This is a genomic window from Neobacillus sp. D3-1R (genome assembly GCF_052180215.1).
Lineage (GTDB): Bacteria > Bacillota > Bacilli > Bacillales > Cytobacillaceae > Pseudoneobacillus.
In genome coordinates this window covers 976978-994665 of sequence record NZ_CP197471.1, presented here as the reverse complement: position 1 = coordinate 994665, position 17688 = coordinate 976978, and the positions used below count along the sequence as shown (strand labels likewise).

Sequence of the window (17688 nt, the reverse complement as noted above, 5' to 3'; positions counted from 1 at the left end):
TTTTAATTTTATCAAATTTTATTGATAGTATTTATCTTTAGGCAGAACAGTCATCATTTTTTTGGTTTGCCATTGCTAGTTTTACGTAAGAACGATTTCCTAATGTAAAGAAAAAGATACTACCTAGTGCAATGATCGAGATAATCCAAAACATGATTTGGCCATTGAAATGACTTAGAAAGAAGCCTCCAACTACCGGTCCAAAAAAATGACCAATCTTGCGGAATTGACCTGCTCCAAAATAAGTTCCTCTTAAATGGTCCTCAGCTAATTGGTCTATTAAGATGCTATTAGAAGGGAAAATGAGAATTTCTCCTATTGTTAAAAGCGCCATGGCCAAAATAGCTACTACCCATCCATTTACAAAACTAAAACTGAATAACCCTAGAGACATACAAACTGAGCCGACAATTAACACTTGCATCGGTTTATAACTCTCAGCAACATGGCTGATTGGCATTTGTAACAACACAACCATAACAGCATTTATCGAAAGTAAAACAGAATATATCATGACTCCTTTTTCAATGGACCCTTCTAGAAACTGAGGCAAATTGGACTCTACTTGAGCATAGCCGATGTTAATCAGAATCACACCAAGAATGAGATATCGTAATATCTTATCCTTTCTAACAATTTTTACTGCTTCCATAAAGGTAGAACCTTTTTTCGATTCATTTCTTTGAATTGAAATGGTATTTAAAAATAGAACCAAAACAATAAAATAACTAAAATACGCTGTTCCTGTAATCACAAAGGTAAGCTTAGGAGAGCTATTCGCTAAAAAAGCACCAATTAAAGGGCCAACAGATGCTCCTATATTGATGGCTGTATATCTTAAAGAAAACACTCTCATTCTTTTTTCCTTTTTCGTTACATCAGACATTAATGCCTGTGAGGTCGGTTCAAAAAAAGAATTACTTAACCCACTCAAAGCATTTAACACAATAAACCACCCTGGACTATTCGCAATGGAAAATCCATAATAGACTAAAGCCAATATCAATAAAGAGGTTAACATAATAGGCTTACGCCCATATCGATCAGATAATTGCCCTCCAATAAATCCTCCTACGGTGGCCATTAACGGACTTATTCCAACTGTTAATCCTATTAATAAAGGATGAAGGTCCATATTCCTCGACAAATAAATAGATAGAAAAGGTAACGTCATAAAAGCTGTTCCTCTTGCAAAAATCGTTCCTATAAGTAGCACCCAAACAATTTTATGAAACTGATTAAAATAATCTTTTAAAATCTTCATGTTATATCCCCACTGTAATGGAATGTTTTTCTATTTGACTATACACTCTACATTTATATAAGTAAATTTTAAACATTTTATTTAAAAACATAAGAAAAACTTATAAACCGAATCCAAAAAAGCGATTCCTCCTTATAAAGAAAGAATCGCTTTTCCCATTATTCAAAGTCCGATCCTGCTCTAGGAATATTTTTCCCGTAAAAAATTTCATCCATTTCATTTTTCAATTGCTCGGTAATGAATTCTTGTTCTTCTTCTGTTAATTTGTCCTTAGGGTAACCAAATAAATAGTTATCTAAATCAAACTTTTTTAGCTTACACTTTGTATGAAAAATATTTTCTTGGTACACATTGACGTCAATCATATCGTACATTTCTTGAACTTCATCTGGGATATAATTTTGAATGGAACTAATATCATGGTCAATAAATAATTTATGTCCTGTTACGTCCCTTGTAAACCCGCGAACACGATAATCAATGACCATCACATCTGTCTCAAAAGAGTGAATTAAGTAATTTAATGCTTTTAGAGGAGAAATTTCACCACAGGTTGAAACATCAATATCTGCACGAAATGTACTGATACCTGCATCTGGATGATATTCCGGATAGGTATGAACGGTAATATGGCTTTTATCTAAATTACCTGTTACCGCATATGCCTTTGTCAATGGGACTGGTCCAGGTGATTCCTCAAAGTGTTCAGCAGGAGCTTCTTCCACGGGTCCTTCTGATACCAAGATCGTTACACTCGCCCCCTGCGGTACATAATCCTGCTTAGCAATATTTAGAATGTGTGCACCAATTATATCTGTTACCTCAGATAAGATTTTAGTTAATCGATCCGCATTATATTGTTCATCAATATAATCAATATATGCTTGGCGTTCTTCAACTGTTTTTGTATAACATATATCATACATATTGAAGCTTAAGGACTTTGTAAGGTTATTAAATCCATGCAATTCAATTCGTTGCTTTGGAGTTAGTTTCATTTTTTCGTCCCCTTTTTTCTTTTTCAATATCCTTATGTTTTATTGAATGGTCCAAATATATTCATTTTATTTTGTGATAAAAAGCCAGCCATTTTCAAGGCTGACTTTTTCTATTATGGCAATCGGTCCCCACGAGATGCTACATAAAGAGAATACCATTCTTCACGTGTCATTTGATCAGCTACATGGATTGCTTCTTTACTTTTTCTAATACGTTCAGGATTGGTTGTTCCAATAATAGGTTGAATCATCGCGGGATGCCTCATTAACCACCCAAGAACAACAGCTTCTGCGGAAGTATCTTTATTTTTTGCCATCTGCTCTACAAGCTCACGTGTTTTTAGAATGGATTCTGTCGGATTTTCTAACTCACGTCCCGAATACATACCATATGCAAAAGGAGCCCACGCCTGGATTTGAACATTTTCTAGCCGGCAATATTCCATAACTGATTCTGGGAAATTTATGTCTAAGCCTGCCTTTTGATTCACTAACACACCTTGTTCAAGCCAATCTATCCGATTCAAACTCATTTCAAGTTGATTAACAACCAGTGGTTCTGGAAGCGCTTCTTGTAAAAGCTTCATTTGTGAAGCATTCATATTTGATACACCAAAATAGCGAACCTTTCCAGCACCTTTGAGTTGTTCAAAGGCTTCTGCTACCTCTTCCGGTTCCATTAAAGGGTCAGGACGGTGCAAAAGTAAAATATCTATGTATTCCATAGTTAATCTAGATAGAATACCATCAACAGAGGAAAGAATATGTTCTTTGGAAAAATCATATCTTCCCGGTACATTCCCTTCAGCAAAGCGTATTCCACATTTACTTTGGATAATCATTTGTTCCCTTAAAGCTGAATTTCCTTTTAACGCCTTTGCAAAAACCATTTCTGATTTTCCCATTTTATAAATATCTGCATGATCAAACATCGTAATGCCGCTTTCTAATGCAGCATCTATAGCACGTTCAGCAATTAAGACATCATCCTTTGTATAAGGATCATGGTTCCACTCTCCACCTAACCCCATGCAGCCTAAAGCCAATCTGCTGGTGGATATCCCTCTTTTTTCTAATGGCATTTGCTTCATATTTTAATCTCCTTTTTCATGACTAAAGGTACAGCATTTATTTTTAAAGTCAAATATCAGATTATTGGTTGGTGTTGATACTTTTCAAGATTAACAATGCAATTATTTTTCACTTCAATTCCCTCACTTTGAAGAGCAAGCAATTGTTCATGGAACGATTCATCTTCCTTAATCACTATTTCACCTTTAGAGTTAATCACTCTGTGCCAGGGGAGTTGGTATTTTTTACTCATAGAATGAAGAATTCGAACTACCTGCCTAGCCCCCCTTGGGCTTCCTGCCAATTTGGCAACCTGTCCATATGTCATCACTTTACCCTCTGGGATACTTTTTATCACCTGTATTGCTCTTTCTGTAAAAGATTCCATAACATTCCGTTTCCTTTTTCCTGTATTTTTATCTTTTATCTGCCTAACCAGCCACCATCTACTGCCAGTAAGTGCCCATTCACATAATTAGAGGCATCTGAAGCTAAGAACACAGCCGTCCCCTTAAAGTCTTCAGGGGTACCCCATCGTCCAGCAGGAATACGTTCTAGTATTTGCCTATTTCTCGTGTCATCATTTATTAATGCCGTATTCATTTCAGTCGCTATGTAACCTGGAACAATAGCATTTACATTTATATTATGTTGAGCCCATTCATTCGAAAGTGCTTTTGTTAGCTGTGCCACACCGCCTTTTGCAGCAGCATAAGCCGGGACGGTGAAACCTCCTATGTACGAAAGCAGTGAGGCCATATTAATGATTTTCCCTTTCCCTTGTGGAATCATATAACGACCTGCTTGCTGGCAAAGTAACCAAACTGTTTTAAGGTTCACATTTATAACATCATCCCAATCTGATTCTGAGAAATCGACTGCTGGGGATCTTCTTTGGATTCCTGCATTATTTACTAATATATCAATCTTACCAAAATCAGAAACAACCTGTGGAATAGCAGCCTCAACTTGTGTTATATCATCTAAATCGCAAGGTATTATCATACATCTTTTTCCTAGTAGTTCTATTTCTCTCTTTACTTCAACATTTTCAGGGTTCCGTTGAAGAAGCGCAATATCTGCTCCTGCTTCCGCTAATGCCAAAGCTATTTCTCGTCCAATACCTCTTGTAGCACCAGTCACTGCCGCCACTTTTCCATCTAGTTTAAAAAATCTAGTACCATCCATATCCCCTCCTAGCTTGTCTAAATATAAGTATATAACAAAAAAGATTCGACTGGTGACTGGCACCTGTCGAATTTTAGACTAAACATTCCCTGTCGAATTATTTTATTTTTTTATTGGTATTTTTCCAATCCCTAATTCTTTTGCTTCTTTTCGAAGGGCTTTAATGAGACTAATGGTCATTAATGCCATGATTACTGAGAAGGGCAGTGCAGCTGCAATCATCGTGTTTTGTAATGCTTGTAGTCCACCAGAGTATAATAGAACAATCGCAATCACTGATAGCATTATTCCCCATGTTAATTTGATTCTGTTACTTGGGTTATGAGAACCGTTAGCCGTCATCATCCCTAAAACGTATGTCCCAGAGTCCGCAGATGTGATAAAAAAGGTGCCAATCAAAATAATTGCTACTATAGATAGGAAAGTCCCCATCGGGTAATGTTCGAACACACCAAATAATGATTGTTCAGTAGATAGGCTTGAGATTTCTGCAATCCCGTTATGTTCAAGCATGATCGCTGATCCTCCAAAAGTCGAGAACCACAAAAATCCAATGACAGAAGGAGCGATTAATACCCCGAAGACAAACTCCCTGATTGTTCTACCTTTTGATACACGTGCGATGAAAATTCCTACAAAAGGGGACCACGCTATCCACCAAGCCCAATAAAAAATAGTCCATCCATTAATCCAAGTTCGAACTTCCTCATTAAGTGGTGAAATTCTAAAACTCATTGATGGGAGATTTTGAAGGTAGGTACCGATTGTATTGGTAAATAAATTCAAGATGGTGAGAGTAGGTCCAAGTATAAACATTAATAAAAACAATAGTCCAGCAAGCCCCATATTGGCATTACTTAATATTTTTATTCCTTTCCCTAAACCAGACCAAGCTGACATCATGAACAGTACGGTTACGACGACAATGATTATTAATTGAATCATAAAATTAACTGGTAGTCCGAAAAGATACGCTAGTCCACCATTAATTTGCGTGGCTCCAAAACCTAGTGTAGTTGCTACCCCTATTACAGTCGCTAATACAGCTAAAATATCAATAATTTTACCAGTGGCTCCATCTACTCGTTTCCCTAAAATAGGTCTTAAAGTAGCGCTTATTAGCCCGCGTTCATCATGACGAAAGTTAAAATAAGCAATGACTAAGGCTACAATACCGTAAATAGCCCATGCATGTATTCCCCAATGGAAAAAGGTGAATCTTAAAGCATCTCTTATGGCTTGATTTGTCCCCTCTTCACCTCCTGTGGGTGAACTTAAGGCGTAATGACTAATTGGTTCTGCTGTTCCCCAAAAGACTAAACCAATCCCCATACCTGCACTAAATAGCATAGCAAGCCAAGTTCCAACTGAAAATTCAGGTTTTTCATCTTGCTTCCCTAATCTAATTTTTCCAATTGGGCTAATAAGAAAATATAAACATACAATGACAAAAAGTGTAACGAGGATGAGGTAATACCATCCAAAAGAATTCGTAATAACAGATTGCACGTTAGATGTAACGGTTTCTAATGTACTTGGGATAAAAACTCCAAAAAGGACCAGTATCAATAAAACGCCTAGAGATATGTAAAATACCATACGTCTTCCTCTTTTCTTTATTTATTATGTAAACCTTTTAACAAAAATCCTCCATTAAAATGAGTTGGTTCATAAGAAATAATAAAGGCAGTTGGAGTGAAAGATGTAATCATCTTCCTTAACTTTTGTTCCCGATTCCTTTTAGCCAGCACTTTCATGACTAATCTTTTTCCATCCTTTCCTTCTGCTAGCCATGATGTGACGCCATATCCCTGTTCTCTAATTTTTGTGGGAAGACTATGCTCTACAGAGTCTACTATTACCTCTAATACAATGTAGCCAAGTGCCAAAAAAACTTCAATTTTACCACCAAGATAAACCCCTAGTCCCCATCCAATACAGTAAGCTGCTATATTAATGGGCTTATCCAGATTATCAAGAACAATTGTAAGTCCCATTAAATAAACGAAAACCTCAATCATGGATAACAAAGAAGCAACAGCTCTGTATCCTTTAATGACGAGAATCACTCTTAAGGTAAACAATGAAACATATATGATATTCATAAGAATAATAATAAAAATAATGTTTGACATCACACACTACCTCCAATAGAAGATACGATTGCAAAAAAAAGCTCACTACTGACATACATAATACTTATCTTTTCATAAATTAGGGTTTATATGCGAATACAGAAAAAACCAACAGGTGGGATGTCACCTGTCGGTTTTTGTCTCAAATCTTAATTAAGCTAATACTTTACTTGGATCATTTTTGAAAAAGCTCTTCATGGCGTGAAAGACATCGGGTTTTTGTTTTAGGATGTAGTAGCGGAAATGTTCATCCTTGATGTTTTTATATGCGGACATTAACGTGGAATGGCGGTTGTATTGGTTTACTTCTCCGTAACCAAACATATTGGATACTTTCATTAATTCCTCCACTAACTTCACACATCTAGCATTATCAGAAGTTAGATTATCTCCATCAGAAAAATGGAAAGGGTAAATATTAAAACGTACTGGATCATATTTTTCATCAATGATTTCTAAAGCTTTTCGATAAGCTGAAGAGCAAATGGTTCCACCACTCTCTCCTTTCGAAAAGAAATCTTCCTCTGAAACTACTTTTGCCTCTGTATGATGAGCAATAAACTCAATTTCAACGGTTTCATATTTTGTTCTTAAGAACCGTGTCATCCAGAAGAAGAAACTGCGAGCCATATACTTTTCCCATACACCCATGGAACCGCTTGTATCCATCATAGCCAATACCACAGCTTTTGAATCCGGCTTTTTCACTTCATTCCAGGTTTTAAACTTTAGATCTTCCGGATAAATTGGATAAAAAGCTGGTGCGCCTGTCATGGCATTTCTTTTGAAAGCAGTCATCATGGTACGTTTTTTATCAATATTTCCCATTAATCCTGTTTTGCGAATATCATTAAATTCAATATTCTCCACAATGTTTTCAGCTTGTTCTTTCCTTTTTAGGTTTGGAAGCTCTAGCTGTTTAAATAGTGCTTCTTCAATCTCCATCAAAGATACTTCAGCCTCAAAGTAATCTTCACCTGGCTGATCCCCAGCTCCCTGGCCTTTACCTGGTCCCTTCTGCCCACTTGGCGACCCATCACGAGCAATGACATCTCCAACCTGACTGTCCCCGTTTCCTTGGCCAACATGTTTGTTTTTATCATAGTTATAGCGTATTTTGTATTCGTCTAATGAGCGAATCGGAATTTTTACCACATCTCGACCATTGGACATAACAATACTTTCTTCTGTAATCAAATCAGGTAGGTTATTGCGAATGGCTTCTTGGACTTTGTCTTGATGTCTTTGTTGGTCATCGTGGCCTTTACGGTGGAGGGACCAATCTTCCTTGGAAATCACAAACTGATGATTATTTACATCGGTCATTTCTGTACCCTCCTTATAAAATTTTTTCATTCACCTTTTTTGCACAGATTAGTGAAATCTGCATATGATATGGCGATGTTTTATGCTAGTAAAAATTAGTTTTGATTACTCTATACTATGCAGTTTTATAAAATAATTTACAAATAATTTTGACAATTAAGCTTTTGTCTATCTATGGACAAGCCTTTCTTAAAGTCTTTTATCCTTCCAAAAATTCATAACAAAGTGATCGGCTGGTTGATAGGCAACACATTGATAACCTTGTGAATAAATGAAATCAATAATCTCTGGTAATACCAGTGCCGTTTCTTTTTTAACATGAAATAAAATCACGATAGGTTCTTTCCGTTCTTTTAATTTTTGAAAGCCTTCCTTAACATTCGATACAATTTCCATTGGATTTTTGCCTGCGTATTTCCAATCCTCTGAATCAATATTCCAATCCCACATTTTTAGTTTTTGTTTAGCCATCTCATCACGAAACGGATTGGTCATATAGGGCTTGCTTCCGAAAGGAGCCCTCGTTAAGGATGATTGAATTCCTGTAATACTATAAAGTGTTTTTTGAGCCTTTAACATTTCCATCGAGACAGCCGATGCCTTGCCACCATATAATAATGACTTATTATGTGAAACACTGTGTAACGCTGGATAATGCCCTTCCTTTACTAGATGTTTAACATCTTCAGGAAACTTTTTCATTTGTGTTTCAATCATGAAGAAACTTGCTTTTGCCTTCTTTGCTTTTAGAACATTTAATATCTCCTCCATTCCTATACTCGGTCCATCATCAAAGGTTAGATAAACCTTCGGGCGATTCTCCCAAATTAATTTTTGATAAAATTCTTTGATTTGCTTCTCATTTTCTATGAGGAATTGTTCAGTATCCGTTTTGGCATCGGAATTTACTAGACGTACGATAGGTCCTTTTGATAGATATTGAACATCATATCCGAAATATTTACCTAGATCGCGTAAAGGTGCATAGGTTCTTCCATCCTGGACAAAGTTGTTAATTTTGATTCTAGTTCCCTCGAGAGTAATCATTTCATTTTGTTTCGTCATTAGTTTAATTGAGTTTTTAGGTGATGTAATGGTAATAGAACCTTCTGTTTTATCAACAGTAAGGGTAGCGCCCATTGCGTCACTAAGAAACCGAATCGGTATATAAGTGGTTTGTTCTTTTACAAACGGAAGGGCATCCGGAAAGTTAATCCATTCATCATTTATCGCAATGGGGATATACTTCACGTTAGAGGTTGCGGCAGCTTCACCATCGAAAGAAAATAGAAATAAGATCAGAAAGAAGAAATAAACCCAACCCTTTTTCATAATAGCGTTCTCTCCTTATCATCAAAACCTTTTCTACTATGTCTATTAAAATAGGACAGCATATATGATGAAATAATAGAATTAACATCAAAAACTTTACCCCTTTAAAGCGCCGGGGGTCTGACCCCCGGCGCTTTAAAGGGGTAAAGAAGGTTGTATGAAAGGGAACTAAATTATGCTTTATGATTTATGTTGAATCGGATCAGGTATTTTTTGATATTCTTTCTTTAATTCTTCGTTGGTTCGGTGTTTTTTCATTTGCTTTCCCAACTTTTTCATTTCTTTTTCATCGGCAGCCATTGAACTATTTTTGGGGGTTTTGTTTAAATCTAGATCTTCTTTTCTCATTTTTATCACCTCTATGATTCATTACCCCTAGAATCATTCGGACAAACTTCTTTTAGCGCATTAAAGCGGCGGGGGACTGACCCCCGCCGCTTTAATGTGTTAAATTATCTATTTAGCAAGCTTCCTACGTATCTTAGTAGCTCGTTTGCGGATGTGGAGTTATAGCCGTGTTCGTCAATTAGGCGAGCAACAACTTCGTTTACCTTCTTCAGCTGCATCTCATCAGGAGTTTTTGTGGAAGTGGTAATCTTCACTACATCTTTTAAGTCTGCAAATAGTTTCTTTTGGATTGCTTCGCGTAGGCGATCATGTGAATTATAATCAAATCGTTTCCCTTTACGAGCATACGCAGAGATACGAATTAAGATTTCTTCACGGAATGCTTTTTTCGCATTTTCAGAGATCCCGATTTGCTCTTCAATGGAACGCATTAGCTTTTCATCAGGATTAATTTCTTCACCCGTTAACGGATCCCTTAATTTATTCTTATTACAGTAGGCTTCGACATTATCTAAATAATTGTCCATTAATGTTTTAGCAGACTCTTCATAGGAATAAACAAACGCTTTTTGAACTTCTTTCTTGGCGATATTATCGTACTCTTTGCGTGCCAATGAGATGTAATTCATATATCGTTCTCGCAGCTCAGCCGTAATGGATGGATGTTGATCAAGTCCTTCCTTCAACGAACGTAGAACATCTAGTGCGTTGATAGATGGAATTTCTTTTCGAATAATCGTCGAAGAAATTCGATTGATGACATAACGTGGATCAATCCCACTCATACCTTCATCTGTATGTTCCTTCTTCAACTCTTCAATATCGGCTGAATTATAGCCTTCAACTTGTTCTCCATCGTAGAGCCTCATTTTCTTCACTAAATCAATATCGCCTTTTTTCGGTTCCTTTAGGCGTGTTAAAATCGTAAACATCGCTGCTACTCTTAATGTATGAGGGGCAATATGAACATCCGATACGTCACTTTCACGAATCATCTTTTCATAAATTCTCTCTTCCTGTGAAACTTTCAAGTTATAAGGAATTGGCATAACGATAATCCGCGAATGTAGGGCTTCATTTTTCTTATTCGAAATAAAGGAGCGATACTCTGTTTCATTTGTATGAGCAACAATCAACTCATCCGCTGAAATCAACGCAAACCTTCCTGCCTTAAAGTTCCCTTCTTGTGTGAGTGATAGTAAATGCCATAAGAACTTCTCATCACACTTCAACATTTCCTGAAACTCCATCATTCCACGATTTGCTTTATTTAATTCACCGTCAAAACGATAGGCCCGTGGATCAGATTCAGACCCATATTCGGCAATGGTTGAAAAATCAATGCTACCTGTTAAATCGGCAATATCCTGTGATTTTGGATCAGATGGACTAAACGTACCAATCCCCACACGTTTATCTTCAGAGAAAAAGATTCTTTCAACTTGAACATCTTCCAAGCGTCCACCATATTCCTTTTCCAACCTCATCATATTGAGCGGAGAAAGGTTTCCTTCAATTCGAATTCCATACTCTTCGAAAAAATCTTGACGTAAACTATGAGGAATAAGATGGAGAGCATCTTCATGCATCGGGCACCCTTTGATAGCAAAGACGGAGCCACGATCTGAATGTGAATATGCTTCTAATCCTCTTTTTAACATCGTCACTAATGTTGATTTACCGCCGCTGACTGGCCCCATTAAAAGTAATATACGTTTTCGTACATCCAATCTTTTAGCCGCTGGGTGAAAATATTCTTCCACTAAGCGCTCCAACGATTCTTCCAATCCAAATAATTGATTACTAAAAAACTTATAGCGCTTTACACCTTTTACTTCTTCAACACCCGCGTCTTTAATCATGTTATATACTCGTGAATGTGCTGACTGTGCCACCCATGGCTTTTCTTTTAATAATTGTAGATAGTCCCCAAATGTACCTTCCCAACGCAGTTTTTCTTCCTCTTCGCGAAACATCTCAATCTTTTTTAGAATATCCATATAGACCTCCCCTGTAGTAGCATGTAACATGATCAGAGACGATTAATATAATCTATGCGCTCGTTCAATTGAACATTCATTAACATTTCAAATGTAAGATTGTCCTTTTTTCTTTTTTAACAATATAAAAAAATAAGAATTAGCATTCACTCTTTTGTTTTATTAGGATATAATAAGCTTATCTGTATAAAAGGACCTTTAAAGAGGGAGGACTACATAACATGGGTACTATTCTTATCGCAGGTGTGATGATTGTGTTCTTAGCTGCCATTTTCACATCAGGATACAATGATCGTCCAGGATCAAATAAATAAGAAAATAAAAAAAGCTGCTTATTAGCAGCTTTTTTTATTTTCTTAAATGTAGATAATCCAGCTGTCTTAATGCCTCATAAATCAAGATAGCAGCTGTATTAGACAAATTTAATGAACGGATATTTTCATTCATCGGGATTCTTAGTGCCCGATCAAGATTGTTTTCAATAACATCCTTTGGAAGACCTGTTGTTTCTTTTCCAAAAATAAAGAAATAATCTTTTTCTTTATCGGAGTAATCAAAGTCTGAATGATTCTTTTTGCCAAATTTTGTGATAAAGAAAAATTCTCCGCCTTTATTTTTTTCGAAAAAATCATCTAAAGAATCATAATACACGATCTTTACATGCTCCCAATAATCCAATCCAGCTCTTTTTAACATTTTATCATCTGTTGAAAAACCAAGTGGTCGGATTAAATGAAGAGTTGTATCGGTTCCGGCACAAGTTCGTGCAATGTTACCGGTATTAGCTGGGATTTCTGGTTGATATAAAACTACATGTACTGGCACAATTTTCACCTCATCTAAATCTTGTTCATCTGCTATTATACCATTTAATCATGTTAACCATGATTATTCATCATCTACTACAGTAAAGAATTTATACTTGATATTGGGAGTATAGGCCGTTGAATCCTCATAGGCCCAGTATCTCATTCGGCTATTATAGGTGTGTGCATTAACTAATGGCATTCCATATGCATCTTTTCCGGTAACAATCGTATTGTGGTTAAAACGCCCATCACCTTCAAAGTCATAACATATAATATCGCCAAGTAATAATTGATCAGGACTAGTGACTTCACGTGTTCTTAATCCAACTGTTGAATTCTTTAAATAGATACGCAGACTGTTGGCTACCGCCCAGCTATAACTCCAGTTACTACTTTTTAACCACCATCCATTACCACGGTTGGGGTAACCTCTCATAGGAGCCCCTCCCTCATGTAAGCATTGAGAAATAAAATTGGTACAATCATTCTCAAACTTCTTATAAGCCGGATTATATTCGTTCCACCATCTCTCAGCATATTGCACAGCCTTCAAGCGATTATATCTATACTCCATCCTACCGTTAGAGCCACTTACCACTTCATCCTCCTCACCAACCCGAAAATCCTCCTTTACCGCATTAACGTACTGGGGGTCAGACCCCCGGTGCTTTAAAGTGGTGAAGTCTTCGTCGGGTTGTTCGGGTTGGGCAAAGAGGGATTGGTTTATTTCGGTGTCTTTTATTAAGGTCCCTTTATAGAAGTGGGCTAAGCGGTGTTCGACTTCTTCTTCGAGGTGCAGATTTCCTTTTTGTTTTATTAAGTATTGAAAGTGTACTTGATAAGTAACTTCTGTATTGTCTTTCCTATCAACTTTACTGATGATTTTACCAGTAGCTTTTGATTTCACAATCTCTGCGGAACGCGTTAACAGAGTATCCTTCTTCTTTTCTATTTTCTCACATCGAAAATCAGTATTACGTGAAATGGATACACATTGTTTCGCTCTATCTTCTAACAAACGTTGTAGCTGTTCTCTCATCAAAATGACACTCCTTTCATAAAATACATATGAAAGGAATTTGATTTTAACCTAAAAAAATAAGGAATAATCGGTAATCCGATCATTCCATTTTTTGTAAAAGGAATAAACCCTTTTCAATTTCAACTTTTGCATCTTCATCTGTTTCTTTTTCCATAGCGTTTTGAAGTACTTCCTTCGAGCGTTCTCCCCCGATTTTCCCAAGTGCCCAAGCGGCTGTCCCTCTAATTACTGGTCGAGAATCTTTGTTGACTAATTCAACAAGGTCATCCACTGCACTCTCGTCTTTAAAATGGGCAAGTGCAATAATGGCATTTCTTTGGATTGGTTTTTTGCCTCTCCAGGAGCCTGATAATGGCCCAAATTTCTCTTTGAATTCACGATTGCTCATATGCAGAACAGGCTTTAACAATGGCTTAACGATTTCAGAGTCGGGTTCCATTTCAGGATGAAAATAATAGTTTTTACCTTTATTTTTTGGACAAGCCGTCTGACATGTGTCACATCCATAAATTCGATTCCCTAGTTCTTTGCGAAATTCATCTGGTAGAAAACCCTTCGTTTGTGTTAAAAAAGCGATACAGCGATTTGCATTTAATTGACCACCTTGAACAAGTGCTCCTGTCGGACATGCATCCATACAAAGTGTACAATCATCGCATTGGTCTTCTATGGGACTATCAGGTTCAAAAGGAATATTCGTAATCATTTCACCTAAGTAAACAAACGAACCAAATTCAGGTGTAATAATGGAACAGTTTTTTCCACTCCAACCAATTCCGGCACGTTCCGCTACCGCCCGATCAGAAAGTTCTCCCGTATCAACCATCGACTTCAACTTTGCCTCAGGGACCTTTGATAAAATAAATTCTTCCAGCTTCTTTAAGCGATCTCTTAAAATATGATGATAATCTTGTCCCCATGAAGCACGGCAAAAGATTCCACGTCTTTCGCCTTTTTTACTTTGAACACGGATTTTCATTTTAGAAGGGTAAGCTAGAGCAATCGAAATAATAGATTGTGCGCTATCTAATAACAAACTAGGATTAACTCGCTTCTCAATATCCGACTCTTCAAAACCCGATTGATATCCTAATTCCTGCTGACGAATTAATCGATTTCTTAATTCATCGAAGGTTGATGCGGTAGTAAAGCCAATCTTATCAATCCCTATGGTTTTACTATATTGAATAATTTCTTCTTTTAATGATTGGATGCTCAAAGCTACCCCTCCTTTGAAAAAATATAAATGAACGAATTCAATGGAACTCTATTATTTTTTTATTCATACCTTCCTATGATAAACTATTTTTAATTACTTTTGGAGGTGGAAAGATTGGAAATAAAGATTTCCCCTGAGATTAAAACCTTGATTCCGGATTTTAAACTTGGCATTATTCAATATAAAAATATAGTTGTTTCCGAATCACCACAAATGTTAAAAGGCCGTCTACGTTTATTCCAAGAATCCATTTTCTTTGATTTAGAGGATAAAAACGTATCCGATCTAGTGGGAATAAATGAATGGAGACAAATTTTCAAAAAAACAGGAAAAGACCCAAATCGGTATCGTCCTTCCGTTGAAGCATTATATAGAAGAATAAAAAAACAAAACTATATCGAATCGGTCCAAAGTGCGATCGATATAAACAATTTCTTTTCTCTACAGTATCAAATCCCAATTGGTGTATATGATACAAAACAAATAAGTGGAAATGTCACGATTAGAATAGGAAACGAAAATGAGGAATATCTCGGTTTAAATGGAAGAAAAAACTCAGTTCATCAGTTAATTGTTTCTTCCGATGAGGAAGGTTCATTTGGCAGCCCTTTTGTAGATTCAGCACGAACACCAGTAACAGAAGAAACAACCTCTGCTCTACAAATTGTCTATTTAAGACCTTCTTTACATATAGATGAATGTTCTAAGCTTACTGAGTCCCTCATGAATATGTTTATACAAATTCATGGCGGGGAAGGAAATTTTGAAATAATAGATTAAAAAAGGAAAGCGAATCCTAGGATTCCCTTCCTTTATTCATTAGCAAATAAGGTTTTATTTAACCATCCAAGATTAAATTAACCTAACACTTTTCCCTGATTCACTGCTCTTGTAAATGGCATCAATGATTTGTGAAACTTGTAAAGCCTCTTCTGGTTTCACAATCAATTCCTCTAAACCTAAACAACTATTAATAAAGTTTTGTGCCTGAGGTATGCTCGGGTCATCTTCTCCAGGAACCCAATTTGCTTCGCTGTTTAGTAACATCCCGTGTTTCATTTGATTTAATTGGAATGGAAAAAGATCAATTCCACCAGTTAGACCTGAAATACTTAAACTCTCTTCATCATCCTTGATATTCGCCATCCAGGATGTTTCAAAAAGCAGAGATGCACCATTATCAAATTTAATATAGGCAGTAACATGATCATCGACTTCAAAGGTTTCGTGGTTAAAACTTCCCCACTGATTCAGTTGTTCAGGCATCTTACTTAAATGATTATAGGTACTTCCCGATACTTCGACTACTTTAGGATTTCCAAGTAACCAAAGGGACAGGTCGATAAAATGACAGCCATAATCGATTAGGCTTCCTCCACCTTGAAGTTCCTTATTTGTAAAGACTCCCCATCCAGGAACTTTACGTCTTCTTAATGCTTTTGCCCTTGCTACGATTGGCTGGCCAATTTCATTTTCTAGAATGACTTGCTTAGCAGCACGTGAATCCTTCATAAAACGATAGTGGTAAGCAATGGCTAAGACTTTTCCAGATTTGTCCGCAGCATCAATCATTGACTGGCATTCTTCAGGTGTCATAGCCATTGGCTTTTCACAAAGAACATGAAGGCCAGCTTCTAAAGCCGCTATCGTGATTTCTGCATGAAACTTATTTGGTGTACAAATCGTAACAGCATCCACATCCTTGAACATGTCACGGTAATCTGAATACACATTTGAAATATTAAACTTTTCAGCAACATTTCTTGCAGTAGTTTCATTCACATCACTAATCGCTTCGATTGTTACTTGATCGGATAGCTTTAAAAAGGTAGGGATATGACGCCCTTGGGCAATCCCTCCTACACCGATTACACCCATTCTTAATTTTTGCATTCTTTTACACCTCAAGCTAGAATTTCACTATTTTTTTAGTCTCATTTGATTCAAGTGCAGCAAGAACCACTTGAAGAGATTTCATACCCTCTTCTCCTGTAACTGGAGGCTCTGTATTGTGAACAATCGAATCGATAAATTGACTTATGACTTTGGAATTCTTTTGTCCTCCAGATTCATTCGTTTGTATTGCTCCAAGCTCATATTTTACAACTTCACCATTTTTATATTGAACAATTAACGAATAATTTGGATCGTCTTCTAATCGCAAGATGGCGTTTTCACCATATATAATAGTTGAATTATCTTCTTTGGAAACATATGACCAGCTTGCAGCCAATGTACCGATAATCCCGCTCTCCGTTTTCAAAATACATACAGCAGTGTCATCAACTGTTGCCTTTTCTTTTGCACTAGTTTCGATGAATGCTCCGACCTCTACAAATTCTTCTCCGAGTATAAATCGTAGCAAGTCAGTCTTATGGACACCTAAGTCGCCCATTGCCCCGATAAAAGCCTCTTCCTTTTTAAAGAACCAGCTGTCTTTACCGTCTGCACTCCAACCTTCTGGACCACCATGGCCAAAAGCAGTTCGGAAGCTATAGATTTTTCCCATTTCCCCATTAGCTATAAGTTGTCTTGCTTTTTGATGGGAAGGAACAAAACGTTGATTATGAGCAATCATTAGTTTTTTACCATTTTTGTTTGCTGCAACAATCATTTTTTCTGCTTCTTCACGAGAAGTTGCCATTGGCTTTTCACATAAAACATGTTTACCAGCATTCAATGCTGCAATCGAAACCGGTGCATGTAAATAGTTTGGAGTGCAAACGCTTACTGCATCTACATTGGAATCTGCTATTAAGTCATTAAAGTCTATATAAGCTTTTGCCTGATATTTCGCTGCGACTTCGTTAACACGGCTTTCAACGATATCACAAACCGCAACAATTTCTACATGCTCATTTCTAGCGTACTCAGGTAAATGACGGTGAGTAGCAATACTACCGCAACCAATGATACCGACTCTAATTTTACTCATAATAAATACTTCTCCCTTTCC

The 17688-nt window shown here is 36.8% G+C and carries 17 protein-coding genes; 1 reads left to right on the top strand and 16 read right to left on the bottom strand.

Going from position 1 to position 17688, the window contains the following annotated elements:
• Nucleotides 1–37 precede the first annotated feature (37 nt).
• The 14 genes from ACSBPO_RS04960 to queG form a co-directional block, all read right to left on the bottom strand.
• Entirely contained in the window at nucleotides 38–1264 is a 1227-nt protein-coding gene (locus tag ACSBPO_RS04960; RefSeq protein WP_442598960.1) for an MDR family MFS transporter, read from the bottom strand.
• Nucleotides 1265–1422: 158 nt separating this feature from the next.
• Nucleotides 1423–2262: an adenosylmethionine decarboxylase gene (gene speD / locus ACSBPO_RS04955; protein WP_442598959.1), complete on the bottom strand. Its 840-nt coding sequence runs from the start codon at nucleotides 2260–2262 to the stop codon at nucleotides 1423–1425.
• Nucleotides 2263–2375: 113 nt separating this feature from the next.
• Complete coding sequence (locus ACSBPO_RS04950) at nucleotides 2376–3353, bottom strand: aldo/keto reductase (RefSeq protein WP_442598958.1); 978 nt, start codon at nucleotides 3351–3353, stop codon at nucleotides 2376–2378.
• Between the two features lie 56 nt (nucleotides 3354–3409).
• The gene (locus ACSBPO_RS04945) at nucleotides 3410–3721 is read right to left on the bottom strand and encodes an MGMT family protein (protein WP_442598957.1); all 312 of its coding nucleotides are present in this window, start codon (nucleotides 3719–3721) and stop codon (nucleotides 3410–3412) included.
• Nucleotides 3722–3756: 35 nt separating this feature from the next.
• Complete coding sequence (locus ACSBPO_RS04940; RefSeq protein WP_442598956.1) at nucleotides 3757–4521, bottom strand: SDR family oxidoreductase; 765 nt, start codon at nucleotides 4519–4521, stop codon at nucleotides 3757–3759.
• A 102-nt stretch (nucleotides 4522–4623) separates the two neighbouring features.
• A complete protein-coding gene (locus ACSBPO_RS04935) occupies nucleotides 4624–6120 on the bottom strand; it encodes a glycine betaine uptake BCCT transporter (RefSeq protein WP_442598955.1) in 1497 nt (498 codons plus the stop codon).
• A 17-nt stretch (nucleotides 6121–6137) separates the two neighbouring features.
• Entirely contained in the window at nucleotides 6138–6656 is a 519-nt protein-coding gene (locus ACSBPO_RS04930) for a DUF2179 domain-containing protein (RefSeq protein WP_442598954.1), read from the bottom strand.
• A gap of 153 nt (nucleotides 6657–6809) precedes the next feature.
• The gene (gene yhbH / locus ACSBPO_RS04925) at nucleotides 6810–7982 is read right to left on the bottom strand and encodes a sporulation protein YhbH (protein ID WP_442598953.1); all 1173 of its coding nucleotides are present in this window, start codon (nucleotides 7980–7982) and stop codon (nucleotides 6810–6812) included.
• Between the two features lie 189 nt (nucleotides 7983–8171).
• The gene (locus ACSBPO_RS04920; RefSeq protein ID WP_442598952.1) at nucleotides 8172–9314 is read right to left on the bottom strand and encodes a polysaccharide deacetylase family protein; all 1143 of its coding nucleotides are present in this window, start codon (nucleotides 9312–9314) and stop codon (nucleotides 8172–8174) included.
• A gap of 180 nt (nucleotides 9315–9494) precedes the next feature.
• Nucleotides 9495–9662, bottom strand: a complete 168-nt coding sequence (locus ACSBPO_RS04915) for a hypothetical protein (RefSeq protein ID WP_442598951.1) — start codon at nucleotides 9660–9662, stop codon at nucleotides 9495–9497.
• A 104-nt stretch (nucleotides 9663–9766) separates the two neighbouring features.
• Nucleotides 9767–11662 carry a PrkA family serine protein kinase gene (locus tag ACSBPO_RS04910; RefSeq protein ID WP_442598950.1) on the bottom strand — a complete coding sequence of 632 codons (1896 nt, stop codon included), beginning with the start codon at nucleotides 11660–11662 and terminating at the stop codon, nucleotides 9767–9769.
• A gap of 348 nt (nucleotides 11663–12010) precedes the next feature.
• Nucleotides 12011–12487, bottom strand: coding sequence for a tRNA (uridine(34)/cytosine(34)/5-carboxymethylaminomethyluridine(34)-2'-O)-methyltransferase TrmL (gene trmL / locus ACSBPO_RS04905; RefSeq protein ID WP_442598949.1), 477 nt, complete (start codon nucleotides 12485–12487; stop codon nucleotides 12011–12013).
• Between the two features lie 63 nt (nucleotides 12488–12550).
• Nucleotides 12551–13510: an amidase domain-containing protein gene (locus ACSBPO_RS04900; RefSeq protein ID WP_442598948.1), complete on the bottom strand. Its 960-nt coding sequence runs from the start codon at nucleotides 13508–13510 to the stop codon at nucleotides 12551–12553.
• A gap of 82 nt (nucleotides 13511–13592) precedes the next feature.
• Nucleotides 13593–14732: a tRNA epoxyqueuosine(34) reductase QueG gene (queG, locus tag ACSBPO_RS04895; protein ID WP_442598947.1), complete on the bottom strand. Its 1140-nt coding sequence runs from the start codon at nucleotides 14730–14732 to the stop codon at nucleotides 13593–13595.
• Nucleotides 14733–14846: 114 nt separating this feature from the next.
• Here queG and ACSBPO_RS04890 point away from each other — a divergent pair, with 114 nt between their 5' ends.
• Nucleotides 14847–15512, top strand: a complete 666-nt coding sequence (locus tag ACSBPO_RS04890) for a B3/B4 domain-containing protein (RefSeq protein ID WP_442598946.1) — start codon at nucleotides 14847–14849, stop codon at nucleotides 15510–15512.
• Between the two features lie 72 nt (nucleotides 15513–15584).
• Here ACSBPO_RS04890 and ACSBPO_RS04885 read toward each other — a convergent pair whose 3' ends face one another.
• Together ACSBPO_RS04885 and ACSBPO_RS04880 are read right to left on the bottom strand one after the other, a co-directional pair.
• On the bottom strand, nucleotides 15585–16625 hold the full coding sequence (locus ACSBPO_RS04885; RefSeq protein ID WP_442598945.1) for a Gfo/Idh/MocA family protein: 1041 nt from the start codon (nucleotides 16623–16625) through the stop codon (nucleotides 15585–15587).
• Between the two features lie 16 nt (nucleotides 16626–16641).
• Complete coding sequence (locus tag ACSBPO_RS04880) at nucleotides 16642–17667, bottom strand: Gfo/Idh/MocA family protein (RefSeq protein WP_442598944.1); 1026 nt, start codon at nucleotides 17665–17667, stop codon at nucleotides 16642–16644.
• Nucleotides 17668–17688 lie beyond the last annotated feature (21 nt).